Source organism: Streptomyces sp. NRRL S-244 (assembly GCF_000717915.1).
Classification (GTDB): Bacteria; Actinomycetota; Actinomycetes; order Streptomycetales; family Streptomycetaceae; genus Streptomyces.
Genome location: NZ_JOCX01000031.1, coordinates 53,738 through 73,016 on the forward strand (window position 1 = coordinate 53,738; position 19,279 = coordinate 73,016).

Sequence of the window (19,279 nt, forward strand, 5' to 3'; positions counted from 1 at the left end):
CCCGTGTCGTACCACGCGTCCCGCAGGTCCCTGCTCACCGCAGCCGCCATCGCCGCCGTCACGGCCGCCGGGGTGGCCTCGTACGCCGCGGTCGGCGACCCGGGCGGCGAGGGCGGCGGGCCGCGCCCCGACGGCGGGCGCTCCGACGACGGGCGCCCCGGCGACCGGCCGCCGGGCCGGGCGCCCGACCGGGCCGCGCTGCGCCGCCTGGTGGCCGGGATGAGCCTGGCCGAGAAGGTCGGGCAGCTCTTCGTGTCCCGCGCGTACGGGCATTCGGCGACCGACCCGGATCCGGCGGACGCCGAGCAGAACCTGAAGCTGTTCGGGGTGCGCACGGCCGCGGAGCTGGTCTCCCGCTACCACCTCGGCGGGATCATCTACTTCTCCTGGGCCCACAACACCCGCGGCCCGCAGCAGATCGCCGAGCTGTCGGCCGCCCTCCAGCGGGCGGCGGCCGGGACCGGTTCCGGCATCCCGCTGCTGCTCTCCACGGACCAGGAGCACGGCGCCGTGGCGCGCATCGGCAAGCCCGCGACGCTGCTGCCGGGGGCGATGGCCCTGGGGGCGCGGCAGGGCGCCGGCGGTACGAGCGGTACGGGTACCGGTACAGGTAGTAGTACGGGTAGTACCGATACCGGTTCCGATACCGGTTCCGGCTCCGGCTCCGGCTCCGATTCCGCGGCCACCGCCGAGGCCCGCCGGGCCGCGCGCATCGCGGGCGCCGAGCTGGCCGCGATGGGCATCCGGCAGGACTACGCACCGGTGGCCGACGTGAACGTCAACCCGGCCAATCCGGTGATCGGCGTACGGTCCTTCGGCTCCGACCCGCAGGCCGTGGCGACCCTCGTCGCCGCCCAGGTCCGCGGCTACCAGGGCGCCGGAGTGGCCGCGACCGCCAAGCACTTCCCCGGCCACGGGGACACCGAGACCGACAGCCACGTCGGGCTGCCGGTGATGCGGCACAGCCGGGCCCAGTGGGAGGAGCTGGACGAGCCCCCGTTCCGGGCGGCGGTGGAGGCGGGCGTGGACGCCGTGATGACGGCGCACATCGTCTTCCCCGCGCTCGACCCTTCGGGGGACCCGGCGACCCTCTCCAGGCCGATCGTGACAGGCATCCTGCGCGAACGCCTGGGCTTTCGGGGGGTGGTGGTCACCGACGCCCTCGACATGGCCGGGGTACGCCAGAAGTACGGGGACGACCGGGTCCCGGTACTGGCCCTGAAGGCGGGATGCGACCAGCTGCTGAACCCACCAGACCTGGGCCTCGCGCACCGCAGCGTGCTCGCGGCCGTCGAGGCGGGCGAGCTGACGCAGGCCCGGATCGAGGAGTCGGTGCTGCGGATCCTGGAACTGAAGGCCCGCCGCGGCCTGTTCGACGCGGCGCACACCGCCGCCGGGCAGATGGACGCGCTGGTGGGGATCCCGGCGCACCTGACGGCCGCGGACGAGATCGCGGCGGGTACAACGACCCTGCTGGCCAATCCCGTCAGGCTGCTGCCGCTGGACCCGGCCGCCGCGCCCCGGGTGCTGGTCACCGGGACCGACCCCGCCTCCCCCAGCGGTACGACAGGGCCCCCTACCGCGGTACTGGCCCGGGAGCTGACCGCCCTGGGCTGCCGGGCGACGGCCCTGCCGCCCGCCCGGGCGGTGGCCGCGGCTCCCGGCAACGCGGCGGTGCTGGTGTGCACGTACAACGTCCCCGAGGGGGACGATCCGCAGCGCACGCTGGTCACGGAGCTGCTGGCCACCGGGGTGCCGGTGGTCGTGGTGGCGATCCGCAATCCGTACGACCCCGCCCGGCTGCCCGCGTGCGCGGCCGAGCTGGCGACGTACACCTGGACGGACGTGGAGATGCGGGCGGCGGCCCGGGTGGTCACCGGGGCGGTACGGCCCTCGGGCCGCCTGCCGGTCCCGGTGCCGGGCCGCTACCCGCTGGGCCACGGGCTGTCGTACGACTGAGTACGACCTGGTACGCCTGGTACGCCTGGTACGCCTGGTACTGGCCGTACTACCTCTCCCGTGGCCCCTCGGGTCCTACCGGGGAGCTACGGCCGCAGCTGCGGCTCGCGCTCCACGTCCTTCTGGTCGAGCACCGCGTCGGGCTTCGCCAGCGGCGTCGCCCGGCCCGCGTCGGCGAGCGCGGCCGCCGGGGCGACCCCGGCCCACTGCAGGATCTTCTGCGTGGCCAGCGCCTTCTCGCCGTCCAGGAGCTTGGCGACGTTGGCCCCGTGGTTGGCGCCCGGCGCGATCATCACGTAGCTGTCGCGCACCCCGTAGCCGAGGTGGAACGGTTCAGCACCCCACGGGTCGTTCTGCCCGTACACGAACAGCATCTGGTTCGCGTTGTTCTTCACCCAGTTGTCGACGTCCGCCATGACCCCCGGCTGGAAGGTCATCGGGATGTCGCGGGGCACGAAGTTGCGCGGCGGCTGGTAGCCGTAGCGGCTCAGGCCCTTCAGGTGCGACTGCTTGATGTCGGGCGAACCGAGCTGCGTACCCGCCTGGTAGTAGTACGGCGTGTACGTCTCCAGGCCCTGGTCGGCGTAGGCCGAGAAGCCGGAGATCGTGTCGATCGAGTCCCAGATCTCCTGGTCGCTCGCGGTCGCGGCGGCCGGGATGGAGGCGCAGTCGGCCAGCAGGCTGTACTGCCAGAAGGCCCACACGTAGTCGAGCACGACGGCCTCGTAGGCCTTGTCGAGGTTGCCGACGGTGGTGAAGGTCCAGCCGTTCTCGGCCGCGGCGGCCGCGTACTTGGCCTCCAGCGGCTCACGGCGTACGAGCGCCTCGCGCTGCACCGCGTTCAGCTTGTCGCGGCACTCCTTGGTGCCGACCTTGGCGAAGAACCGGTCGTACGCCGAGTCCTCCTTGTTGACGACGTCGTTGGGCGCGACGTACGCGACGACACCGTCCATGTCGCGCGGGTAGTAGCGCTCGTAGTACGTCGCCGTCATACCGCCCTTGCTGCCGCCCGTGGCCAGCCAGTTCTTCTTGTAGACCTTCTTCAGGGCGGTGTAGATGCGGTGCTGGTCGCTGGCGGCCTGCCAGATGTCCAGGTTCGCCCAGTTGGCCGGATCGGGCCGGGAGGGCGTGAAGAACCGGTACTCCAGCGACACCTGGTTGCCGTCGACGATGGTCGTCGGCTCGCTGCGGCGCGGGCTGGTGTTGACGTTGTAGCCGGAGGTGTAGAAGACCGTGGGCCGGGAGACGTCCTTGTGCAGCAGGGTGAGGCGCTGCTTGAAGGTGCCCTTCGACGGGTTCCGGTGGTCGACCGGCTGTTCGTAGTTCAGTACGAAGAAGCGGTACCCGGGGTACTCCTTCTCCTCGATCAGACTCATCCCCGCGATGGCGAGGATCTCGTCCTTGATGTCCGTCGCGGCGGACGGCCCTGCGGCGGTGGCCGCCTGGGCCGTGAAGCCGGCTGCGCCCATGGTGCCGATCAGCACCACGAGTGACAGCAGCCAGCCGAGCGTCTTGCGCATTCACCCTCCCCTGAGTTCACTTCGGTCGCCCGTGAACCTAGCGGGGTCAACGCGCCGCTGACCAGACCCAGTTGGGACGCTCGTTCAGCACAGAATCCAGCCGGAATCGACGGATCCGGCCTCGATGCTCCCCTTTACATACACGCAGCGGGTGATCGCACCGACGGTGACAGGTCCGGCATATCGGGTGAATTGCCCGGCGTCACGGACCGGAACCCCGCCGCGCGGCTGGATGCTGACCGCCATCGCCCGGCGCCGGCCCGGGTCGTGGGCGACGGTCACCGCGCAGGCCTGCGTACGGCTCTTGTAGACGCGCACCTCACCCGTCGGCAGCGGCAGCGTCCTGACCAGGTCACCCCCGCAGCCACCGGTCGCCGCGTGCGCCGGGGGCGCCGCGAGCAGCCCGCCGACGCACAGCATCAGCCCCGCCGCGAACGCCCTCGCCGACGCGGCCCCCCGGCCGCGCCCCTTCCGTCCGTGCTCCACCCTGCCCCCCGATCGGTCGTACGTAACACGTACGCACGTACGACGCGCAGACCCCCCGAAAGGTTGCTTGCAGCAAGATCCGGGGGGTCAGTGGGGCGGGGGTCTGCGCGGCGCGGCGTCAGGCGGCGGCGCGTTCGTCCTCGCCCACGAAGGTGCGCCACAGTTCGGCGTAGCGCCCGCCGCGGGCCACGAGTTCGGCGTGGGTGCCGTCCTCCACGACCCGGCCGCGGTCCATGACCACGACGCGGTCGGCGCGCGCGGCCGTGGTCAGCCGGTGCGCCACCACGAGGGTGGTGCGCTTGCCGGCGAGCCGGTCGGTGGCCTGGTTGACCTGGGCCTCGGTGGCCAGGTCGAGTGCGGCGGTGGCCTCGTCGAGCAGCAGCACGTCCGGGTCGACGAGTTCGGCGCGGGCCAGTGCGATCAGCTGGCGCTGGCCGGCCGAGAGGTTGCGGCCGCGCTCGGCGACGGTGTGCAGGTAGCCGCCGTCGAGGGTGGCGATCATGTCGTGGGCGCCGACCGCGCGGGCGGCGGCCTCCACCTCGGCGTCGCTCGCCTCGGGCCGCCCGTAGGCGATGGCGTCGCGGACCGTCCCCGGGAAGAGGTACGGCTCCTGGGGGACGACCCCGAGCCGGTGGCGGTACGCCGTCAGGTCGAGCTCCCGCAGGTCGGCGCCGTCGGCGGTGACCCGGCCCGAGGTCGGGTCGTAGAACCGGGCCACGAGCTTGACCAGCGTGGACTTGCCGGCGCCCGTCTCGCCGACGAAGGCGACGGTCTGGCCGGCGGGTATCCGCAGGCTGATTCCGGCCAGCGCGTCGCCCTTCTCGCCGCGCTCCTCGGCGGTGCCGTACGCGAAGCGCACGTCCTCGAAGGCGATCTCGCCGCGCAGCTCCTCGACCGCGCGCGGGTCGGCCGGGCGGGGGGTGCTGGTGGGCTCGCGCAGCAGCCCCTGGATCCGGCCGAGCGAGACGGTGGCCTGCTGGTAGCCGTCGAAGACCTGGGAGAGCTGCTGGACGGGGGCGAAGAACAGGTCGATGTAGAGCAGGTACGCCACCAGTGCGCCGGTGGTCAGGGTGCCGGCCTCGACCCGGCCCGCGCCGACGATCAGCACGGCGGCCGCGGCCCCGGAGGACAGCAGCTGCACGAAGGGGAAGTAGACGGATATCAGCCACTGGCCGCGCACCCGGGCCTGGCGGTACGAGTCGCTCCGCTCGGCGAACCGGGCGGCGCCGGCGCCCTGACGGCGGAAGGCCTGGACGATGCGCAGCCCGGAGACGGACTCCTGGAGGTCGGCGTTGACCAGGCTGACCCGGTCGCGGGCGAGCTCGTACGCGGCGACCGACTTGCGGCGGAACACGATCGTGCCGATGACCAGCACGGGGAGGGTGGCGAAGACGATCAGCGCGAGCTCGACGTCGAGGACGAGCAGGGCGATCAGGATGCCGAAGAAGGTGAAGACGGAGACGACGGCGGTGACGAGCCCGGTCTGCAAGAAGGTGGACAGGGCGTCCACGTCGGTGGTCATCCGGGTCATGATCTTGCCGGTCAGCTCGCGCTCGTAGTAGTCGAGGCCGAGGCGCTGGAGCTGGGCGAAGATCTTGACGCGCAGGGAGTACAGGACGCGCTCGCCGGTGCGCCCGGTCATCCGGGTCTCGGCGAACTGGGCGGCCCACTGCGCGACGACGACGCAGAGCGCGAGGGCGGCGGCGACCCAGACGGCGCCGAGGGCGGCCTGCTCGACGCCCTTGTCGATGCCGTGCCGGATCAGGATCGGGAGCAGCAGCCCGGAGCCGGCGTCGACGGCGACGAGGCCGAGGCTGATGGCGAGGGGCGCCCAGAAGCCTTGGAGCAGGCGGCGCAGGTTGTAGCTCTTCTCGGCGGCCGCCGCGCGGTCCTCGTCCACGGCGGGCTCGTCGTCGGCGGGCGGCAGGGCGGCCACCTGCGCGAGCAGTTCGGGGGTGGCCGGCATTCCGGCGACGGCGCCGGCAACGGAGGCGCCGGGCGCGCCGGTTCCGGGCGCGCCGGTTCCGGGCGCGCCGGTTCCGGGCGCGCCGGTCGCGGCCGCGGTCCGGGTGGCGGCCTCCGCCTCCGCCTCCTCCTCCGCTTCCTCTTCCTCTTGTTCCTCCTGGCGGCGCCAGAGCTCGGGGGTGATCCCGTCCACGACCCGCCGCTTGGCGTTGACCGGCTCGGAGTCGATCTCGGCTTCGAGTTCGATGTCCCGTTCCAGCTTGCCCTCGATGTCCCGCTCGAACTCGGCCATCGCGGGCGCGTCGGGGGTGCGCGGCGAGCCGGCGCCGAGCGCGTCCGGGTCGGTGAGCAGGCGCCGGTAGAGGGGCGAGCGGCGCTCCAGTTCCTCGTGCGTACCGATGTCGGAGAGCCGCCCGCGGTCGAGTACGGCGATCCGGTCGGCCAGCGCGAGCGTGGAGCGGCGGTGGGCGATGAGCAGGGTGGTGCGGCCGGCCATGACGGCGCGCAGCGCCTCGTGGATCTCGTGCTCGACGCGGGCGTCCACGGCCGAGGTGGCGTCGTCCAGGAGCAGCAGCCTGGGGTCGGTGAGGATGGCGCGGGCGAGCGCGATGCGCTGGCGCTGGCCGCCGGAGAGGGTGAGCCCCTGCTCGCCGACCTTGGTGTCGTACCCGGCGGGCAGGGCCTGGATGAACGATTCGGCCTGGGCGGCGCGGGCGGCGGCCTCGACCTGCGCGTCGGTGGCGTCCGGCTGCCCGTACGCGATGTTGGCGCGGATGGTGTCGGAGAAGAGGAACGAGTCCTCCGGTACGAGTCCGATGGCGGCGCGCAGCGAGTCGTACGTCAGCTCGCGCACGTCGTACCCGCCGACGCGGACGGTGCCGCGGTCGGCGTCGTAGAAGCGCGGCAGGAGGAGGGAGACGGTGGACTTGCCGGAGCCGGAGGCCCCGACGACGGCGACGGTCTCGCCTTCGGCGATGGAGAGCGAGAACCCGTCCAGGACGGGCCGCTGGGGGTCGTACCCGAAGCCGACCCCGTCGAACTCGACGGTGGCGGGGACGTCGGCGGGCAGCTCCCGCGTGCCCTCCTCGATGACGGGCTCGGTGTCGATGAGCTCGAAGACCCGCTCGACGCCGGCGCGGGCCTGCTGGCCGACGGTGAGGACCATGGCGAGCATGCGGACGGGGCCGACGAGCTGGGAGAGGTAGGTGGAGAAGGCGACGAAGGTGCCGAGGGTGATGTGCCCCTGGGTGGCCATCCAGCCGCCGAGGGCCAGCATGGCGACCTGTCCGAGGGCGGGTACGGCCTGCAGGGCGGGGGTGTAGCGGGAGTTGAGCCGGATGGTCCGCATCCGGCCGGCGAACAGCCGGCGCCCGGCGGTGCGCAGCTTGCCGGTCTCCTGCTCCTCCTGGCCGAAGCCCTTGACGACGCGGACGCCGGTGACGGCCCCGTCGACGACGGTGGCGACGGCGGCGGCCTGGCCCTGGGCCCACCAGGTGGCGGGGAAGAGCTTCTTGCGGCTGCGCTTGGCGATGAACCAGAGGGCGGGGGCCATGAGCAGCGCGACCAGCGTCAGCAGCGGGGACAGCGCCAGCATGATGCCGAGGGATATCCCGAAGAGGAGGAAGTTCCCGATGGTCATGGGCAGCATGAAGAGCAGCCCTTGGATCAGCTGGAGGTCGCTGGTGGCGCGCCCGATGACCTGGCCGGTGGACAGTTCGTCCTGGCGGCGCCCGTCGAGGCGGGCGATGGTGTCGTACATGTCGGTGCGCAGGTCGTGCTGGACGTCGAGCGCGAGGCGGCCGCCGTAGTACCTGCGTATGTAGGTCAGTACGTACACGAGGACGGCGGCGGCTATGAGGAGCCCGGCCCAGACGCCCATGGGCTTGGTGTGGTCGCCGATGACGTCGTCGATGATGACCTTGGTGACCAGGGGTACGAGGGCCATGACGGCCATGCCGGCCAGTGAGGACCCGAGGGCGAGCAGCACATTGGTCCGGTACCGCCAGGTGTAGGCGGTGAGCCGCCTGGCCCAGCCCTGTTTCCCGCCCGCTGCCGTCACGTCGTGCCTCCCCGTTCGTCTTGTCCTGCCGGAAGCCCCAACGCTCCGACCGGCGGATTTCATCCCGCCGCAACAATCGAACGGGTTTCCGCGCGGCGCGGCGACCCGACCCCACCCATCCGTGTCGGCCTGACCGTGCCGCCTTACGGGCTGGGCAGCGGCTTCACGACGGGAGGCCGCTCCAGCGGCTTGTTCTCGCAGCCGAGGGCCTCGGTGACCCGGCGGGCCACGAGGTAGGCGAGGGCTGTCTGGCGGTCCCGGGCGGCCTGGTCGAGTTCCGGCTTGCCGATGTTGATCGTGTACGAGGCGTCCGCGTAGAACCGTGCCGACTTCGACCGCTCATCGAGTTCACCGGGCATGGCGCACTCGACGAACACGCTCTTCGCCTCGGGCTCGCCCGAATCGCACGACGACATCGGCCCCGATGCCGTTGAGGGCGCCGGCCGCCGCGCCGATGTCATGGGCCCGGAGTGACCGCCTTGACCGTGTCCGCGATCCGCTGCGTCCGGGACCGCTCGACCTCCGGGAGGTCGGGGTCGTGGCGGATCGCCTTCGCCGTGTCCGGGTCGGCCTTGCCGAAGTCGTAGCTCGCGACGCCTGCGTCCGAGACCTTCATACGGGCGGTCACGGCATCGGCGCCTTCGTCAGACCGGTCGCGAACGGCACCGCTCCCCCTCGCACTTCGCCCACGTGATCAAGGCCACCCGCCACCCTGGCCAGCCGCCGGCAGGGCTCCCGGCGCTCAGAGGTGTGTGGGCGCGAACATGCGGAGTTCGGCCGGAAGGACGACCACCGAAGGGCCCGGGGTCTTCAGGGACTTGGTGAGGTCCTCGCGGAGGGTTTGGGGGGTCGTCGTCGATGCCGGGACTCCGAAGGATTCGGCCAGGGCCGTGAAGTCCGGGCGGGCGAGGTCGGTGCCCGTCGTGCGGCCCTCGAAGGAGTCCGCCATGTACTCGCGCAGGATGCCGTAGCCGCCGTCGTCCACGATCAGCCAGGTCACGTCGAGGTCGTGCTGCTTCGCCGTCGCCAGGTCCGCGATCGAGTACATCGCCCCGCCGTCGCCCGAGACCGCCAGGACCGGGGTGCCCGGTTCCGCGACGCAGGCTCCGAGGGCCGCCGGGAAGGCGTAGCCGAGGCCGCCGGCGCCCTGCGCCGAGTGCATCGTGTTGGGGTGCTTCGCGTCGAACGCCGACCAGGCCCAGTACGACAGGATCGTCATGTCCCAGAAGGACGGGGAGCGGGCCGGGAGCGCCGCGCGGATCGAGGTGAGGAGCCCGCGCTCCAGCGATACGTCCTGCGTCGACAGGCGGGTTTCGATCTCCGAGAGGAGCAGGCGCACGCGTTCCGGTGCGTGGGTGTCCTGGCGTTCCCCGACCGTCTCCAGGAGGGCCTGGAGGGCCAGGCGGGCGTCCGCGTGGATGCCGAGGGCCGCGTGGTTGGACTCCAGCTTGCCGAGGTCCGCGTCGATCTGGACGACCCGGCCCGTCGGGAAGAACGTGTGGTAGTTCGAGCTCAGTTCGCCCAGGCCGGAGCCCACGACGAGGAGGACGTCCGCGTCCTCCAGGAAGTCCGTCATGTGGCGGTCCTCCAGCCAGGACTGGAGGGACAGCGGGTGGGTCCACGGGAAGGCGCCCTTGCCGCCGAACGTGGTGACCACCGGGGCGTTCAGCCGCTCCGCCAGCCGGCGCAGCTTGCCCGCCGCGTCCGAGCGGATCACCCCGCCGCCCGCGATGATCACGGGGCGGGCGGCCCGCTCCAGCCAGTGCGCCGCGAGCGCGGTGAGCTCGGGGCGCGGGACCAGCTCGTGCGGGGTCGCGTCCACGCCCGTGACCTGCGGGATCACCGTCTCCGCGCGCAGCACGTCCTCCGGGATCTCCACCCAGACGGGGCCGTGCGGAGCCGTCAGCGCCGATTCCCAGGCCTCCGCGATCACCGAGGGGATCTGCGACGGGGTGCGGGCCGTGTGGACCGACTTCACCACGTCCCGGAACGACGCCGACTGGTCCCGCAGTTCGTGCAGGTGCCCGCGCCGGCCGCCGCCCAGGCCCGCCACCGGGACCTGCGAGGCGATGGCGAGGACGGGGGCCGAGGCGGCGGCCGCCTCCGCGAGGGCCGGCAGGGCCATCAGCGCGCCCGGACCGGTCGAGAGCAGCAGAGGAACCGCCTCGCCCGTGATGCGGCCGTACGCGTCCGCCGCGAAGCCGGCGTTGTTCTCCGTCCGCAGCCCGACCAGCCGCAGGTCGGAGCGGCCCACCGCGTCGAAGAGGGCGAGTGCGTGCTGCCCCGGCAGACCGAAGACCGTGGTCGCGCCGAGGCCGCGGAGCGTCTCCACGACCAGGTCCCCGCCCGTCCGCCCCGGCGGCGGCGCGAGGGCGGCCGCCCTCTGGGCCTCGGTGGGACGGAGTACCAGGTCGTGGTCGTGCGTCACGTGCGCTTACTCGCCCTTCTCGGGTCCTACTTCGTCCTCGACGCCGCGATCTGACGGCTCATGATCGTCGTCAGCTCGTACGCGGTGTGCGAGGCCGCGACCGAGGTGATCTCGGCGTGATCGTACGCCGGGGCGACCTCGACGACGTCCGCCGAGACCAGGTTGCAGGAGGACAGGCCGCGGATGATCTCCAGCAGCTCGCGGGAGGTCATGCCGCCCGCCTCCGGCGTGCCGGTGCCGGGCGCGTGCGCCGGGTCCAGCACGTCGATGTCGATCGAGATGTACAGCGGGCGGTCGCCGATGCGCTGGCGCAGCTGGTCCGCGACCTCGTCGGCGCCGCGCCGGTAGACGTCGGCCGAGGTCACGATGCCGAAGCCCATCTTGGCGTCGTCGTCCAGGTCCTGCTTGCCGTACAGCGGACCGCGCGTGCCGACGTGGGACAGCGCCTCGGTGTCGAGGATGCCCTCCTCCACGGCGCGGCGGAACGGCGTGCCGTGCGTGTACTCGGCGCCGAAGTACGTGTCCCAGGTGTCCAGGTGCGCGTCGAAGTGCAGCAGCGCGACCGGGCCGTGCTTCTTCGCGACGGAGCGGAGCAGCGGGAGGGCGATGGTGTGGTCGCCGCCGAGGGTCATCAGGCGGGAGCCGGCACCGAGGAGCTCGTCCGCGGCCGCCTCGACCGTCTCGACGGCCTCGTTGATGTTGAAGGGGTTCACGGCGATGTCACCGGCGTCCGCCACCTGGGCGAGCGCGAACGGGGAGGCGTCCTGCGCCGGGTTGTACGGGCGCAGCAGGCGGGAGGCCTCGCGGATCGCGTTGCCGCCGAAGCGGGCACCGGGGCGGTACGAGACGCCCGAGTCGAACGGGACACCGACGACGGCGACGTCCGCCGAGCCGACCTCGTCCAGGCGGGGCAGCCGGGCGAAGGTCGCGGGGCCCGCGTAGCGCGGGATGCGGGAGGAGTCGACCGGTCCGCGCGGCGTCTGCTCGTTGCTCATCGGGGTGTGCCCTTCTGGAGGTCCTTCGGTGCGGTCCTTCGAGCGTAAGCCGCGGGTGCCGGGGCGCGAAGTGTACGTTTTATCCACCGAACGACCTCGAACTGTACGGAGCATCCATGCCGAAGCCTGCGGGGGCCGACAGCCCGCCCACGCCCGCGGTCGGGCTCGGCGCGCTGCTCGCCGACCAGGCACTGGAGCTGCGGCTGGTCGCCGGGCCGGAGCGGGCGGAGGTGCACGGGGTGCACGCCTCGGAGATGGCGGACCCGTCCCCCTACCTCCTGGGCGGCGAGCTGCTCCTCACGGCGGGGGCGGGCGACGCCGCCGATGCCGCCGATGGCGCCGACGCGTACGTGCGGCGGCTGGTCGGCTCGGGGGTGGCCGCGCTCGGGTTCGGGGTGGCGCCGCTGCACGCGGAGGTGCCGCCCGCCCTGGCCGAGGCCTGCGTCCGGCACGGGCTGCCGCTGCTGGAGGTCCCGCCGCAGACCCGGTTCACGGCCGTGGCCCGCGCCGTGTGGCGGCTCATGGCCGAGGCGCGGACGCGCGAGCTGCGCCGGGTCACCGAAGCCCAGCAGGCCCTCGCCGCCGCGGCCGCCCGCCCCGACCCGGTCCCGGCGGTGCTGGCCCGCCTGGCGGCCAGCCTGAGCGGGTGGGCGGCCCTGCTGACCCCGGCCGCCGCCCCGGCGGGAGGATCGGACCAAGCGGTCAGCCGGTCCGGCGCCGGGGCGGCCGGGTCAGGCCCGGCGCCCGGCCCGGCCGGCGCCGCGGCAGAAGGATCAGGCCCCGCGGGCGGTCTGCCCGGCCCCGGAGCCGCCGCGGGCCCACCCGGCGGCCCGGCCGGATCCGGAGCTTCCGGGGTCGCGCCGGGCGGGCCGGCCGTGTCCGACGCCGCGGCGGCAACCGCCGGAGCGCCCGTCGGGGTGGTGCGGGCCGCCGGGGCGGGACCGGCGGAGGAGGCGCTCGTCGCCGTCCGGGGGCTGGCGCGGCGGGTGGCGGGCGGGGCGGCGGCCACCGCCACCGACGCCGTCGGCGGGACGCACCTCGCCGTCTACACCGTCGGCGGGGGGCGGGTGCTGGCCCTCGCCGCCCCGGTCCGGGCCCCGGGCGACCACGCCATCGCCTCCATCGCCGCCGTCCTGCTGGCCCTGCTCACCGCCGACCGGCCGGCCGGGGCCGAGGCCGCCGCGCTGGCCCGGCTGCTGCTGGGCGGCTCCCCCGCCGCGGCGCTGGGCGGGCCCGGGCCCTGGTACGCGGTCCACGCGCGCGGCGGCGCCGATCCGCAGGCCCTCGCCGCCGCGCTGGGCACCGTACTGCTGGACCCGGACGGCCCGGCCGTACGGCTCCTCACCGACCGGGAGCCGTCCCCGCAGCCCGGGTGGCGGCTCGGGGTCAGCGCCCCGGCCGGGCCCGACGCGCTGGCCGGCGCCGACGCGCAGGCCCGCCGGGCCCTGGACCGCGCGGAGGCGGCCCGGACCCTGCTGGCCCGGCACGCCGACTCCGGCTTCGCGGGGCTCGTCGGCGAAGCCGAGGCCCGCGCCCACGCCGAGGCCCTGCTCGGCCCGCTCTCCCCCGCCCTGCGGGACACCCTGCGCGCCTGGCTGGCCCACCACGGCAGCTGGGACCGCAGCGCCGCGGCCCTCGGGGTGCACCGCAACACCGTCCGCCAGCGCATCGCCCGCGCCGCGAGCCTCCTCGGCCGCGACCTCGACGACCCGGACACCCGGATGGAGCTGTGGTTCGCCCTGCGACGGGCGCCGGAGGCCTGACCGGCCCGGGCCACCGGCCATCCGGGGCCACCGGCCCGGCCCGGGGCAGCTCCGCCGTACGGATGGACTCGGGCCGTACGGCAGCGGGTGCGCCGCCCCGCGGCGCATGGCGGCCTACGTTCGCACTGCATCCCCCACCCCACCTCGAAAGGCAGTACTCGTGCGATCGATCCGCCCCGCCCTGACCGCTCTCGCCGTCGGCGGCATCATCCTGGCCGGCGCGTCCGCCGCCTCCGCCGACGACACCTTCACCGTGTACGCGCCGATCGACAACACGTACTCGATCGTCTTCGGCGACCTGTCCCAGGTGGCCGGCGACGACGTGTTCAACGCCGGCCGCGACAACACGGTCGGCTCCCACAACGGCACGGCCCCGGCGGCCGGCGACATCGGCATGAAGGCGCTGCCCGGGACCCGGGTCCTGAGCAACGAGGCCCTGATGCAGGGCGCCGCCGGCCAGTGGACCGGCAAGATCCTCGGCAAGTAGGACCCGGCAAGCACCACCGAGCGCGACCAAGCGGAACCAAACAGCACCGAGCAGCACCAGCAGAACCAAGCAGGACTCGGCGTCGGCCGGCCGGCACGGGCCGGCCGGCCGGCGCTCCGCCCCGGCCGACATGGGCCGGACATCACACCCGGTCCCCCTCCGCGACTCTGGACAGCCCACCCGACCCACCGGTAACTTAGTAGTCTGAGCAAGCGCTTAGACACGGCGCGACAGCGCGACGGGCGACAGGATCGAGGAGGCGGCTGTGCGCCGTACCGTTTTCAACGAGGACCACGAAGCGTTCCGCGAGACCATCCGCGCCTTCATAGAGGCCGAGGTCGTCCCCGTCTACGACGAGTGGTTCGCGGCCGGCCAGGCTCCGCGCGACTTCTACTACAAGCTCGGCGAGCTGGGCATCTTCGGCATCAACGTCCCCGAGGAGTTCGGCGGCGCGGGCCTGGACACCCACAAGTTCGAGGCCGTCCTGTACGAGGAGACCGCCCGCGCGGGCGTGAACTTCGGCGGCTCCGGTGTGCACGTGCTGCTCGCCCTCCCCTACATCAAGATGCTGGCCGACGTCGAGCAGAAGAAGCGCTACCTGCCGAAGTTCGTCTCCGGTGAGGAGATGTGGGCCCTCGCCATGACCGAGCCGGGCACCGGCTCCGACGTCGCGGGCATGAAGACCACCGCCAAGCTCTCCGAGGACGGCACGCACTACGTCCTCAACGGCTCCAAGACCTTCATCACCGGCGGCGTGCACGCCGACCGCGTGATCGTCTGCGCCCGCACCTCCGCCCCGCGCGAGGACGACCGCCGCTTCGGCATCTCGCTGTTCGCCGTGGACACCAAGTCCGAGGGCTACTCCATCGGCCGCAAGCTCGACAAGCTGGGCCTGCGCACCTCCGACACCGCCGAGCTGGCGTTCGTCGACGTCAAGGTCCCGGTCGAGGACCTGATGGGCGAGGAGGGCAAGGGCTTCTACTACCTCGGCCACAACCTGGCCTCCGAGCGCTGGGGCATCGCGTTCGGCGCGTACGCCCAGGCCGCCGCGGCCGTCCGGTTCGCCCAGCAGTACGTCACCGACCGCACCGTCTTCGGCAAGCCGGTCGCGCACTTCCAGAACACCAAGTTCGAGCTGGCCGCCTGCCAGGCCGAGGTGGACGCCGCCCAGGCCGTCGCGGACCGCGCCCTGGAGGCCCTGGACGCCGGCGAGCTGACCCCCGCCGAGGCCGCCTCGGCGAAGCTGTTCTGCACCGAGGTCGCGCACCGCGTGATCGACCGCTGCCTCCAGCTGCACGGCGGCTACGGCTACATGAACGAGTACCCGATCGCCCGCCTGTACGCCGACAACCGCGTCAACCGCATCTACGGCGGCACCAGCGAGATCATGAAGTCCATCATCGCCAAGTCGATGGGCCTGTAAGGCCCGTCGGACCAGGGACACGAGGGACTTACCCTTCCCCCCATGAACGAGGCACTGACGACGCTCCTCGATCTGCTCGACCTGGAGCAGATCGAGGAGAACATCTTCCGCGGTACCAGCCGTTCGGCGCTGGTACCGCGCGTCTTCGGCGGCCAGGTCGCGGCCCAGGCCATGGTCGCGGCCGGGCGGACCGTGCCCGAGGACCGCACCGCGCACTCGCTGCACTCGTACTTCCTGCGCGCCGGGGATCCCGGCGCGCCGATCGTCTACGCGGTCGACCGGATCCGCGACGGGCGCTCCTTCACCACCCGCCGGGTCGTCGCCGTCCAGCACGGCCAGCCGATCTTCCACCTCTCCGCGTCCTTCCAGACGTACGAGGAGGGCCTCGACCACCAGGCCGCGATGCCGGACGCGCCCGATCCGGAGACCCTGCCGACGGCCGCCGAGGCGCTTCCGGCGTACCGGGAGATCTTCCGCGACCCGGGCACGGTGGAGCGGCTGATCGAGGCGCGCGACGCCGTGGACCTGCGGTACGCGACGGTCCCGCCCTGGGGCAGCGTCGGCAAGCCGGTCGAGCCGCGCTCGCAGGTGTGGTTCCGTACGGCCGGGAAGCTGGAGAGCGACGACGCGCTCCTGCACACCTGCCTGGCCACCTACGTCTCGGACATGACCCTGCTCGACTCGGTGCTGCTCGCGCACGGCCGGGGCGGCTGGGCGGTCGGCGACGTGGTGGGCGCCTCGCTGGACCACGCGATGTGGTTCCACCGGCCGTTCCGCGCCGACGAGTGGCTGCTGTACGACCAGGAGTCCCCGACCGCGGCCGCCGGGCGCGGCCTCGGCCAGGCCCGGATCTGGACCCGGGACGGACGCCTCGCCGTGACGGTCATCCAGGAGGGCGTCGTACGCGTCCCGCGCGCGTAACGCCCACTGCGCGTCAGTCCCACCAGAACGCCCAGTGCTCCGCGCCGGTCACGGCCTCGTCGGCATACGCGCGGACGCTGCCCGAGCCCTGCCACACGTTGTCGGGGCAGAAGGCGAAGTGCTCGGCGGCGACCGGCAGCGCCGCGACCCTCGTCGGGAGCGGGGCCGCCACGGACAGGTGGACCTCGTCGAAGCCGAGTGCGATGACGCGGGCCCCGAACCGCTCCTCCCACGAGCGCATGACGGTGGTGAGCAGAGCCGTGTCGTTCTCGTGGTTCGCCGCGCCCTGCCAGCCCATCGCGGTGGGTACGTCGGCTCCCCGGGCGGCGGGGACCAGCGCGAGCCGCGGGCTCGGCAGGACCCCGTCCCGGATCAGCCCGTCGGCGAGGGCGAGGGCGAGGGCCTCCGGGTCCTCCCGCGGGGTCCGGCGCTCGGCGAGGCCCGGCCAGTCGCGGCCGAAGGGGGCTATGAGCCCGGCCCCGTCGGGGCCTTCTCCCTCCTCCGGATCGGGGACGACCCCGGCCCAGAACTCGCGCAGCACCGGCTCGACGTGGTGGTCGTCGGGGTCGGACATCGAACCGGGGCACAGCTCGCCGCGGTTCCACCACTCCTCCAGGCCGCGCCGCTCCTGGAGCAGCACCGCCTGAAGGCCCGCGCCGGTCCGGGCCAGGCGGGAGCGGCAGGCGGCGAGCACGCCGACGCCGACGGGCTCGTCGGAGACCCACAGCAGCGGCTCGCGCCGCGCCCGGGACCACAGCGGGGTCCGCCCGGCGGGCCCGTCGACGACCGTGCCGGGCGGCAGGTCCAGCCCCAGGGCCCGGCCTTGCGGATCCTCGGCCAGCGGGGACAGCGCGTTCTGGTTCTCCGGCGGTTTCGTCACGCCTTCGACGCTAGCCCCCGGCACTGACAACGCCCTTTCGGCGAGAGGGCGGTGGGACCGGGGCCGGCTACGCCTCGGGCTGGGCCTTGAGCTTGGCCCAGATCGCCTCCAGCGCGGCTATGTCCGCGTCGTCGAGGCGGTCGTCGAAGGCCTCGGCGAGGGCCTCGCGGCGGGTGGCGTCGGCCTCCGCGAAGGCGCGGCGGCCCGCCTCGGTGAGGGTGATGCCCACGGACCGGGCGTCCGTCGGGGACGGGACCCGTTCGATCAGGCCGCGGGCCCGGAGCGAATCGGCGACACGGGATACCTGGCTGCGGCTGAGCAGGGTCCTGGTGCCCAGCTCGGAGGGGGCGACCGGCTCTTCCTGGATGCTCAGCCACAGCATGACCTCGAACCACGACAGCGGCAGGTCGTGCCGGCGCGTGAGCGCCTGGTCGACCCGGGCGGTGAGGGTGGTTCCGGCCCAGACCAGGCCGTAGAAGGCGTGGTCGCGGGCGGTGAGACCGTTCAAGTTGAGATTCGCGTGCGCCATGGGGGCAGGATACCGGGTTGCGTGCACGCACACACATCGTTAATGTGTGTGTGCACGCACAAATCTAGGGAGCCTTCCATGAGCAACAAGACCACCGCCAAGACCGTCCTCATCACCGGCACGTCCTCGGGCATCGGCCTGGCCGCCGCGGTCGCCTCCGCCCGGGCGGGCTGGCACACCGTCGCCACCATGCGGGACACCACCCGCGCCGACGCCCTGAACAAGGCCGCCGCCGAAGCCGGCGTCGCCGACCTCGTCCAGGTCAAGCGGCTCGACGTGACCGACGCGGAATCGGTCGCCACGTGCGTCGCCGAGGTCGTCGCCGAGCACGGGCACCTCGACGCGGTCGTGAACAACGCGGGCGCCGGCTTCGTGGGCACGATCGAGCAGCACAGCATGGAGCAGCTGCGGAAGGTCATGGAGGTCAACTTCTTCGGCGTGGCCGAGCTCACCCGGACCGCGCTCCCGCACCTGCGCGCCTCGGGCGGCCGGGTCATCACCGTGACGAGCGTCGGCGGAATGATCGGCCAGCCGTTCAACGAGTCCTACTGCGCGGCCAAGTTCGCCGTCGAGGGCTTCATGGAGTCCCTGGCCCCGGTCGCCGCGTCCGCGGGCGTCCAGGTGGCCGTCGTCGAACCGGGCGCCGTCGCCAGCGAGTTCGTGAACAACGTCGGGCTCGACATCCCGACGCTGACCGCCCAGGCGGGTCCGTACGGCCCGGCGCTCGAGGGCTACATCAACCACGCCCTGGAGGTCTTCGGCAGCGGCACCGCCCAGACCTCGGAGCAGGCGGCGGCGCCGGTCATCGAGGCGCTGACCGCCGAGAAGATGCCGTTCCGGATCCAGACCTCCGACTGGGCGCGCGACTTCGTGGGCATGAAGCTCGCGGACCTCGACGGCTCGGCCGTCCAGACCGCGATGACCGCCTGGCTCGGCTGAGCGCGACCCGGCTCCGCGCCTCCGACGTTCCACCGGAGGCGCGCGGGAGCCGGACGCGCCCTACAGCAGGCCGGCCGCCGACAGCAGGTACGCCACCACCGGGTCGTAGAAACGCGGGTCGCGGACGTGGTCGTCGAGGGGGACCGCCACCTGGAGGGTGCCCTCCGCCTCGCCGAGGAAAAGCGCCGGGTCGTTGCAGTCCGCGTACCCCACCGCGTCCAGCCCGCGCTGCGCCGCGCACCCCGCCCAGCCGTGGTCGGCGACGACCAGGTCCGGCTGGGGGCGGTCCTCCGCCGCCAGGCCGTCCAGGATCGCGGCCATCGGCTCCGGGGAGTGGGTGTGCCACAGCGTGGCACCCCGCTCCAGCACCGCGACGTCCGCGAACTGCCACACCGAGCCCTCGTCCGCCACCAGCCCGGACGGGATCACCACGATGTCGCAGCCCGCCGCGCGCAGCGCCGCCGCCGTCGCCCGGTGGACGTCCAGCAGCCCGCCCGGGTGCCCCGTGGCGAGCAGCACGCTCTGCCGGTCCAGGGCCGCCTTCCGCAGCCGCACCGCCATCCGGTCCAGGCCGGAGACGGTCAGCTCCGGGTCGATCGTGTCCTGGCCGAAGCGGTACGCGGCGTCGTCGACGACCCCGACCCGCTCCGCCATCACGGCGAGCACGTCCTGCTCGTCCGCCCAGCGGTCGCCCAGCTCCAGGCCCAGCCAGTAGTGCCGGTCGCCGTTGGCGAGCTTGCGGTAGTGCGACAGGTTGTTCTCGCGGGGCGTCGCGACCTGACCCGAGATCCGGGTGCGGACCAGATGGTCGACGAGTTCGGCGCGGCTCGGTACGTGCGTCTCTATCGGCTTCGGCATATGGCCCATTCTGCCGCCGCCGGGCTCCGGGCGGCGGTGCCATTTCGACCAGCGGACGCGCCGCCTC

General features: G+C 73.4%; 16 protein-coding genes. 6 read left to right on the plus strand and 10 right to left on the minus strand.

Annotated features, from left to right (window positions below; genetic code table 11):
- The first annotated feature begins 3 nt into the window (after positions 1–3).
- Positions 4–1,959 (plus strand): glycoside hydrolase family 3 N-terminal domain-containing protein, encoded by a 1,956-nt coding sequence (locus IF02_RS0127605; RefSeq protein WP_030161586.1) that lies wholly within the window; start codon positions 4–6, stop codon positions 1,957–1,959.
- An 86-nt stretch (positions 1,960–2,045) separates the two neighbouring features.
- Here IF02_RS0127605 and IF02_RS0127610 read toward each other — a convergent pair whose 3' ends face one another.
- The 7 genes from IF02_RS0127610 to speB all read right to left on the minus strand — a co-directional run bounded on the left by IF02_RS0127610 (position 2,046) and on the right by speB (position 11,412).
- Positions 2,046–3,479 (minus strand): S28 family serine protease, encoded by a 1,434-nt coding sequence (locus tag IF02_RS0127610; protein ID WP_030161589.1) that lies wholly within the window; start codon positions 3,477–3,479, stop codon positions 2,046–2,048.
- A gap of 84 nt (positions 3,480–3,563) precedes the next feature.
- Positions 3,564–3,965: a hypothetical protein gene (locus IF02_RS0127615; protein ID WP_234318345.1), complete on the minus strand. Its 402-nt coding sequence runs from the start codon at positions 3,963–3,965 to the stop codon at positions 3,564–3,566.
- Positions 3,966–4,083: 118 nt separating this feature from the next.
- Positions 4,084–8,052, minus strand: a complete 3,969-nt coding sequence (locus IF02_RS0127620) for an ABC transporter ATP-binding protein (protein ID WP_234318346.1) — start codon at positions 8,050–8,052, stop codon at positions 4,084–4,086.
- 80 nt (positions 8,053–8,132) lie between these two features.
- The gene (locus IF02_RS0127625; protein WP_158708578.1) at positions 8,133–8,405 is read right to left on the minus strand and encodes a hypothetical protein; all 273 of its coding nucleotides are present in this window, start codon (positions 8,403–8,405) and stop codon (positions 8,133–8,135) included.
- Between the two features lie 41 nt (positions 8,406–8,446).
- Complete coding sequence (locus IF02_RS34980) at positions 8,447–8,617, minus strand: hypothetical protein (protein ID WP_158708579.1); 171 nt, start codon at positions 8,615–8,617, stop codon at positions 8,447–8,449.
- Between the two features lie 114 nt (positions 8,618–8,731).
- Positions 8,732–10,417: a thiamine pyrophosphate-binding protein gene (locus IF02_RS0127640; protein ID WP_030161598.1), complete on the minus strand. Its 1,686-nt coding sequence runs from the start codon at positions 10,415–10,417 to the stop codon at positions 8,732–8,734.
- Positions 10,418–10,443: 26 nt separating this feature from the next.
- A complete protein-coding gene (speB, locus tag IF02_RS0127645) occupies positions 10,444–11,412 on the minus strand; it encodes an agmatinase (protein WP_030161600.1) in 969 nt (322 codons plus the stop codon).
- A 116-nt stretch (positions 11,413–11,528) separates the two neighbouring features.
- Here speB and IF02_RS0127650 point away from each other — a divergent pair, with 116 nt between their 5' ends.
- The 4 genes from IF02_RS0127650 to tesB all read left to right on the plus strand — a co-directional run bounded on the left by IF02_RS0127650 (position 11,529) and on the right by tesB (position 16,006).
- The gene (locus tag IF02_RS0127650) at positions 11,529–13,175 is read left to right on the plus strand and encodes a PucR family transcriptional regulator (protein ID WP_078622370.1); all 1,647 of its coding nucleotides are present in this window, start codon (positions 11,529–11,531) and stop codon (positions 13,173–13,175) included.
- Positions 13,176–13,335: 160 nt separating this feature from the next.
- Positions 13,336–13,662 carry a hypothetical protein gene (locus IF02_RS0127655; protein ID WP_030161604.1) on the plus strand — a complete coding sequence of 109 codons (327 nt, stop codon included), beginning with the start codon at positions 13,336–13,338 and terminating at the stop codon, positions 13,660–13,662.
- Positions 13,663–13,927: 265 nt separating this feature from the next.
- Positions 13,928–15,085 carry an acyl-CoA dehydrogenase family protein gene (locus IF02_RS0127660; protein WP_030161606.1) on the plus strand — a complete coding sequence of 386 codons (1,158 nt, stop codon included), beginning with the start codon at positions 13,928–13,930 and terminating at the stop codon, positions 15,083–15,085.
- A 42-nt stretch (positions 15,086–15,127) separates the two neighbouring features.
- Positions 15,128–16,006 (plus strand): acyl-CoA thioesterase II, encoded by an 879-nt coding sequence (gene tesB / locus IF02_RS0127665; protein ID WP_030161607.1) that lies wholly within the window; start codon positions 15,128–15,130, stop codon positions 16,004–16,006.
- Positions 16,007–16,019: 13 nt separating this feature from the next.
- On the opposite strand, the gene IF02_RS0127670 is transcribed toward tesB, so the two are convergent.
- The gene (locus IF02_RS0127670; protein WP_030161608.1) at positions 16,020–16,886 is read right to left on the minus strand and encodes a DUF4253 domain-containing protein; all 867 of its coding nucleotides are present in this window, start codon (positions 16,884–16,886) and stop codon (positions 16,020–16,022) included.
- A 67-nt stretch (positions 16,887–16,953) separates the two neighbouring features.
- The gene (locus tag IF02_RS0127675; protein WP_030161609.1) at positions 16,954–17,415 is read right to left on the minus strand and encodes a MarR family winged helix-turn-helix transcriptional regulator; all 462 of its coding nucleotides are present in this window, start codon (positions 17,413–17,415) and stop codon (positions 16,954–16,956) included.
- 78 nt (positions 17,416–17,493) lie between these two features.
- Between IF02_RS0127675 and IF02_RS0127680 the strand changes: the two genes are divergently transcribed.
- Positions 17,494–18,354 carry an SDR family NAD(P)-dependent oxidoreductase gene (locus tag IF02_RS0127680; protein WP_030161610.1) on the plus strand — a complete coding sequence of 287 codons (861 nt, stop codon included), beginning with the start codon at positions 17,494–17,496 and terminating at the stop codon, positions 18,352–18,354.
- Between the two features lie 60 nt (positions 18,355–18,414).
- Here the strand turns inward: IF02_RS0127680 and IF02_RS0127685 are convergent, their stop codons facing one another.
- Entirely contained in the window at positions 18,415–19,221 is an 807-nt protein-coding gene (locus IF02_RS0127685) for a phosphatase (RefSeq protein ID WP_030161612.1), read from the minus strand.
- Between the last annotated feature and the right edge of the window lie 58 nt (positions 19,222–19,279).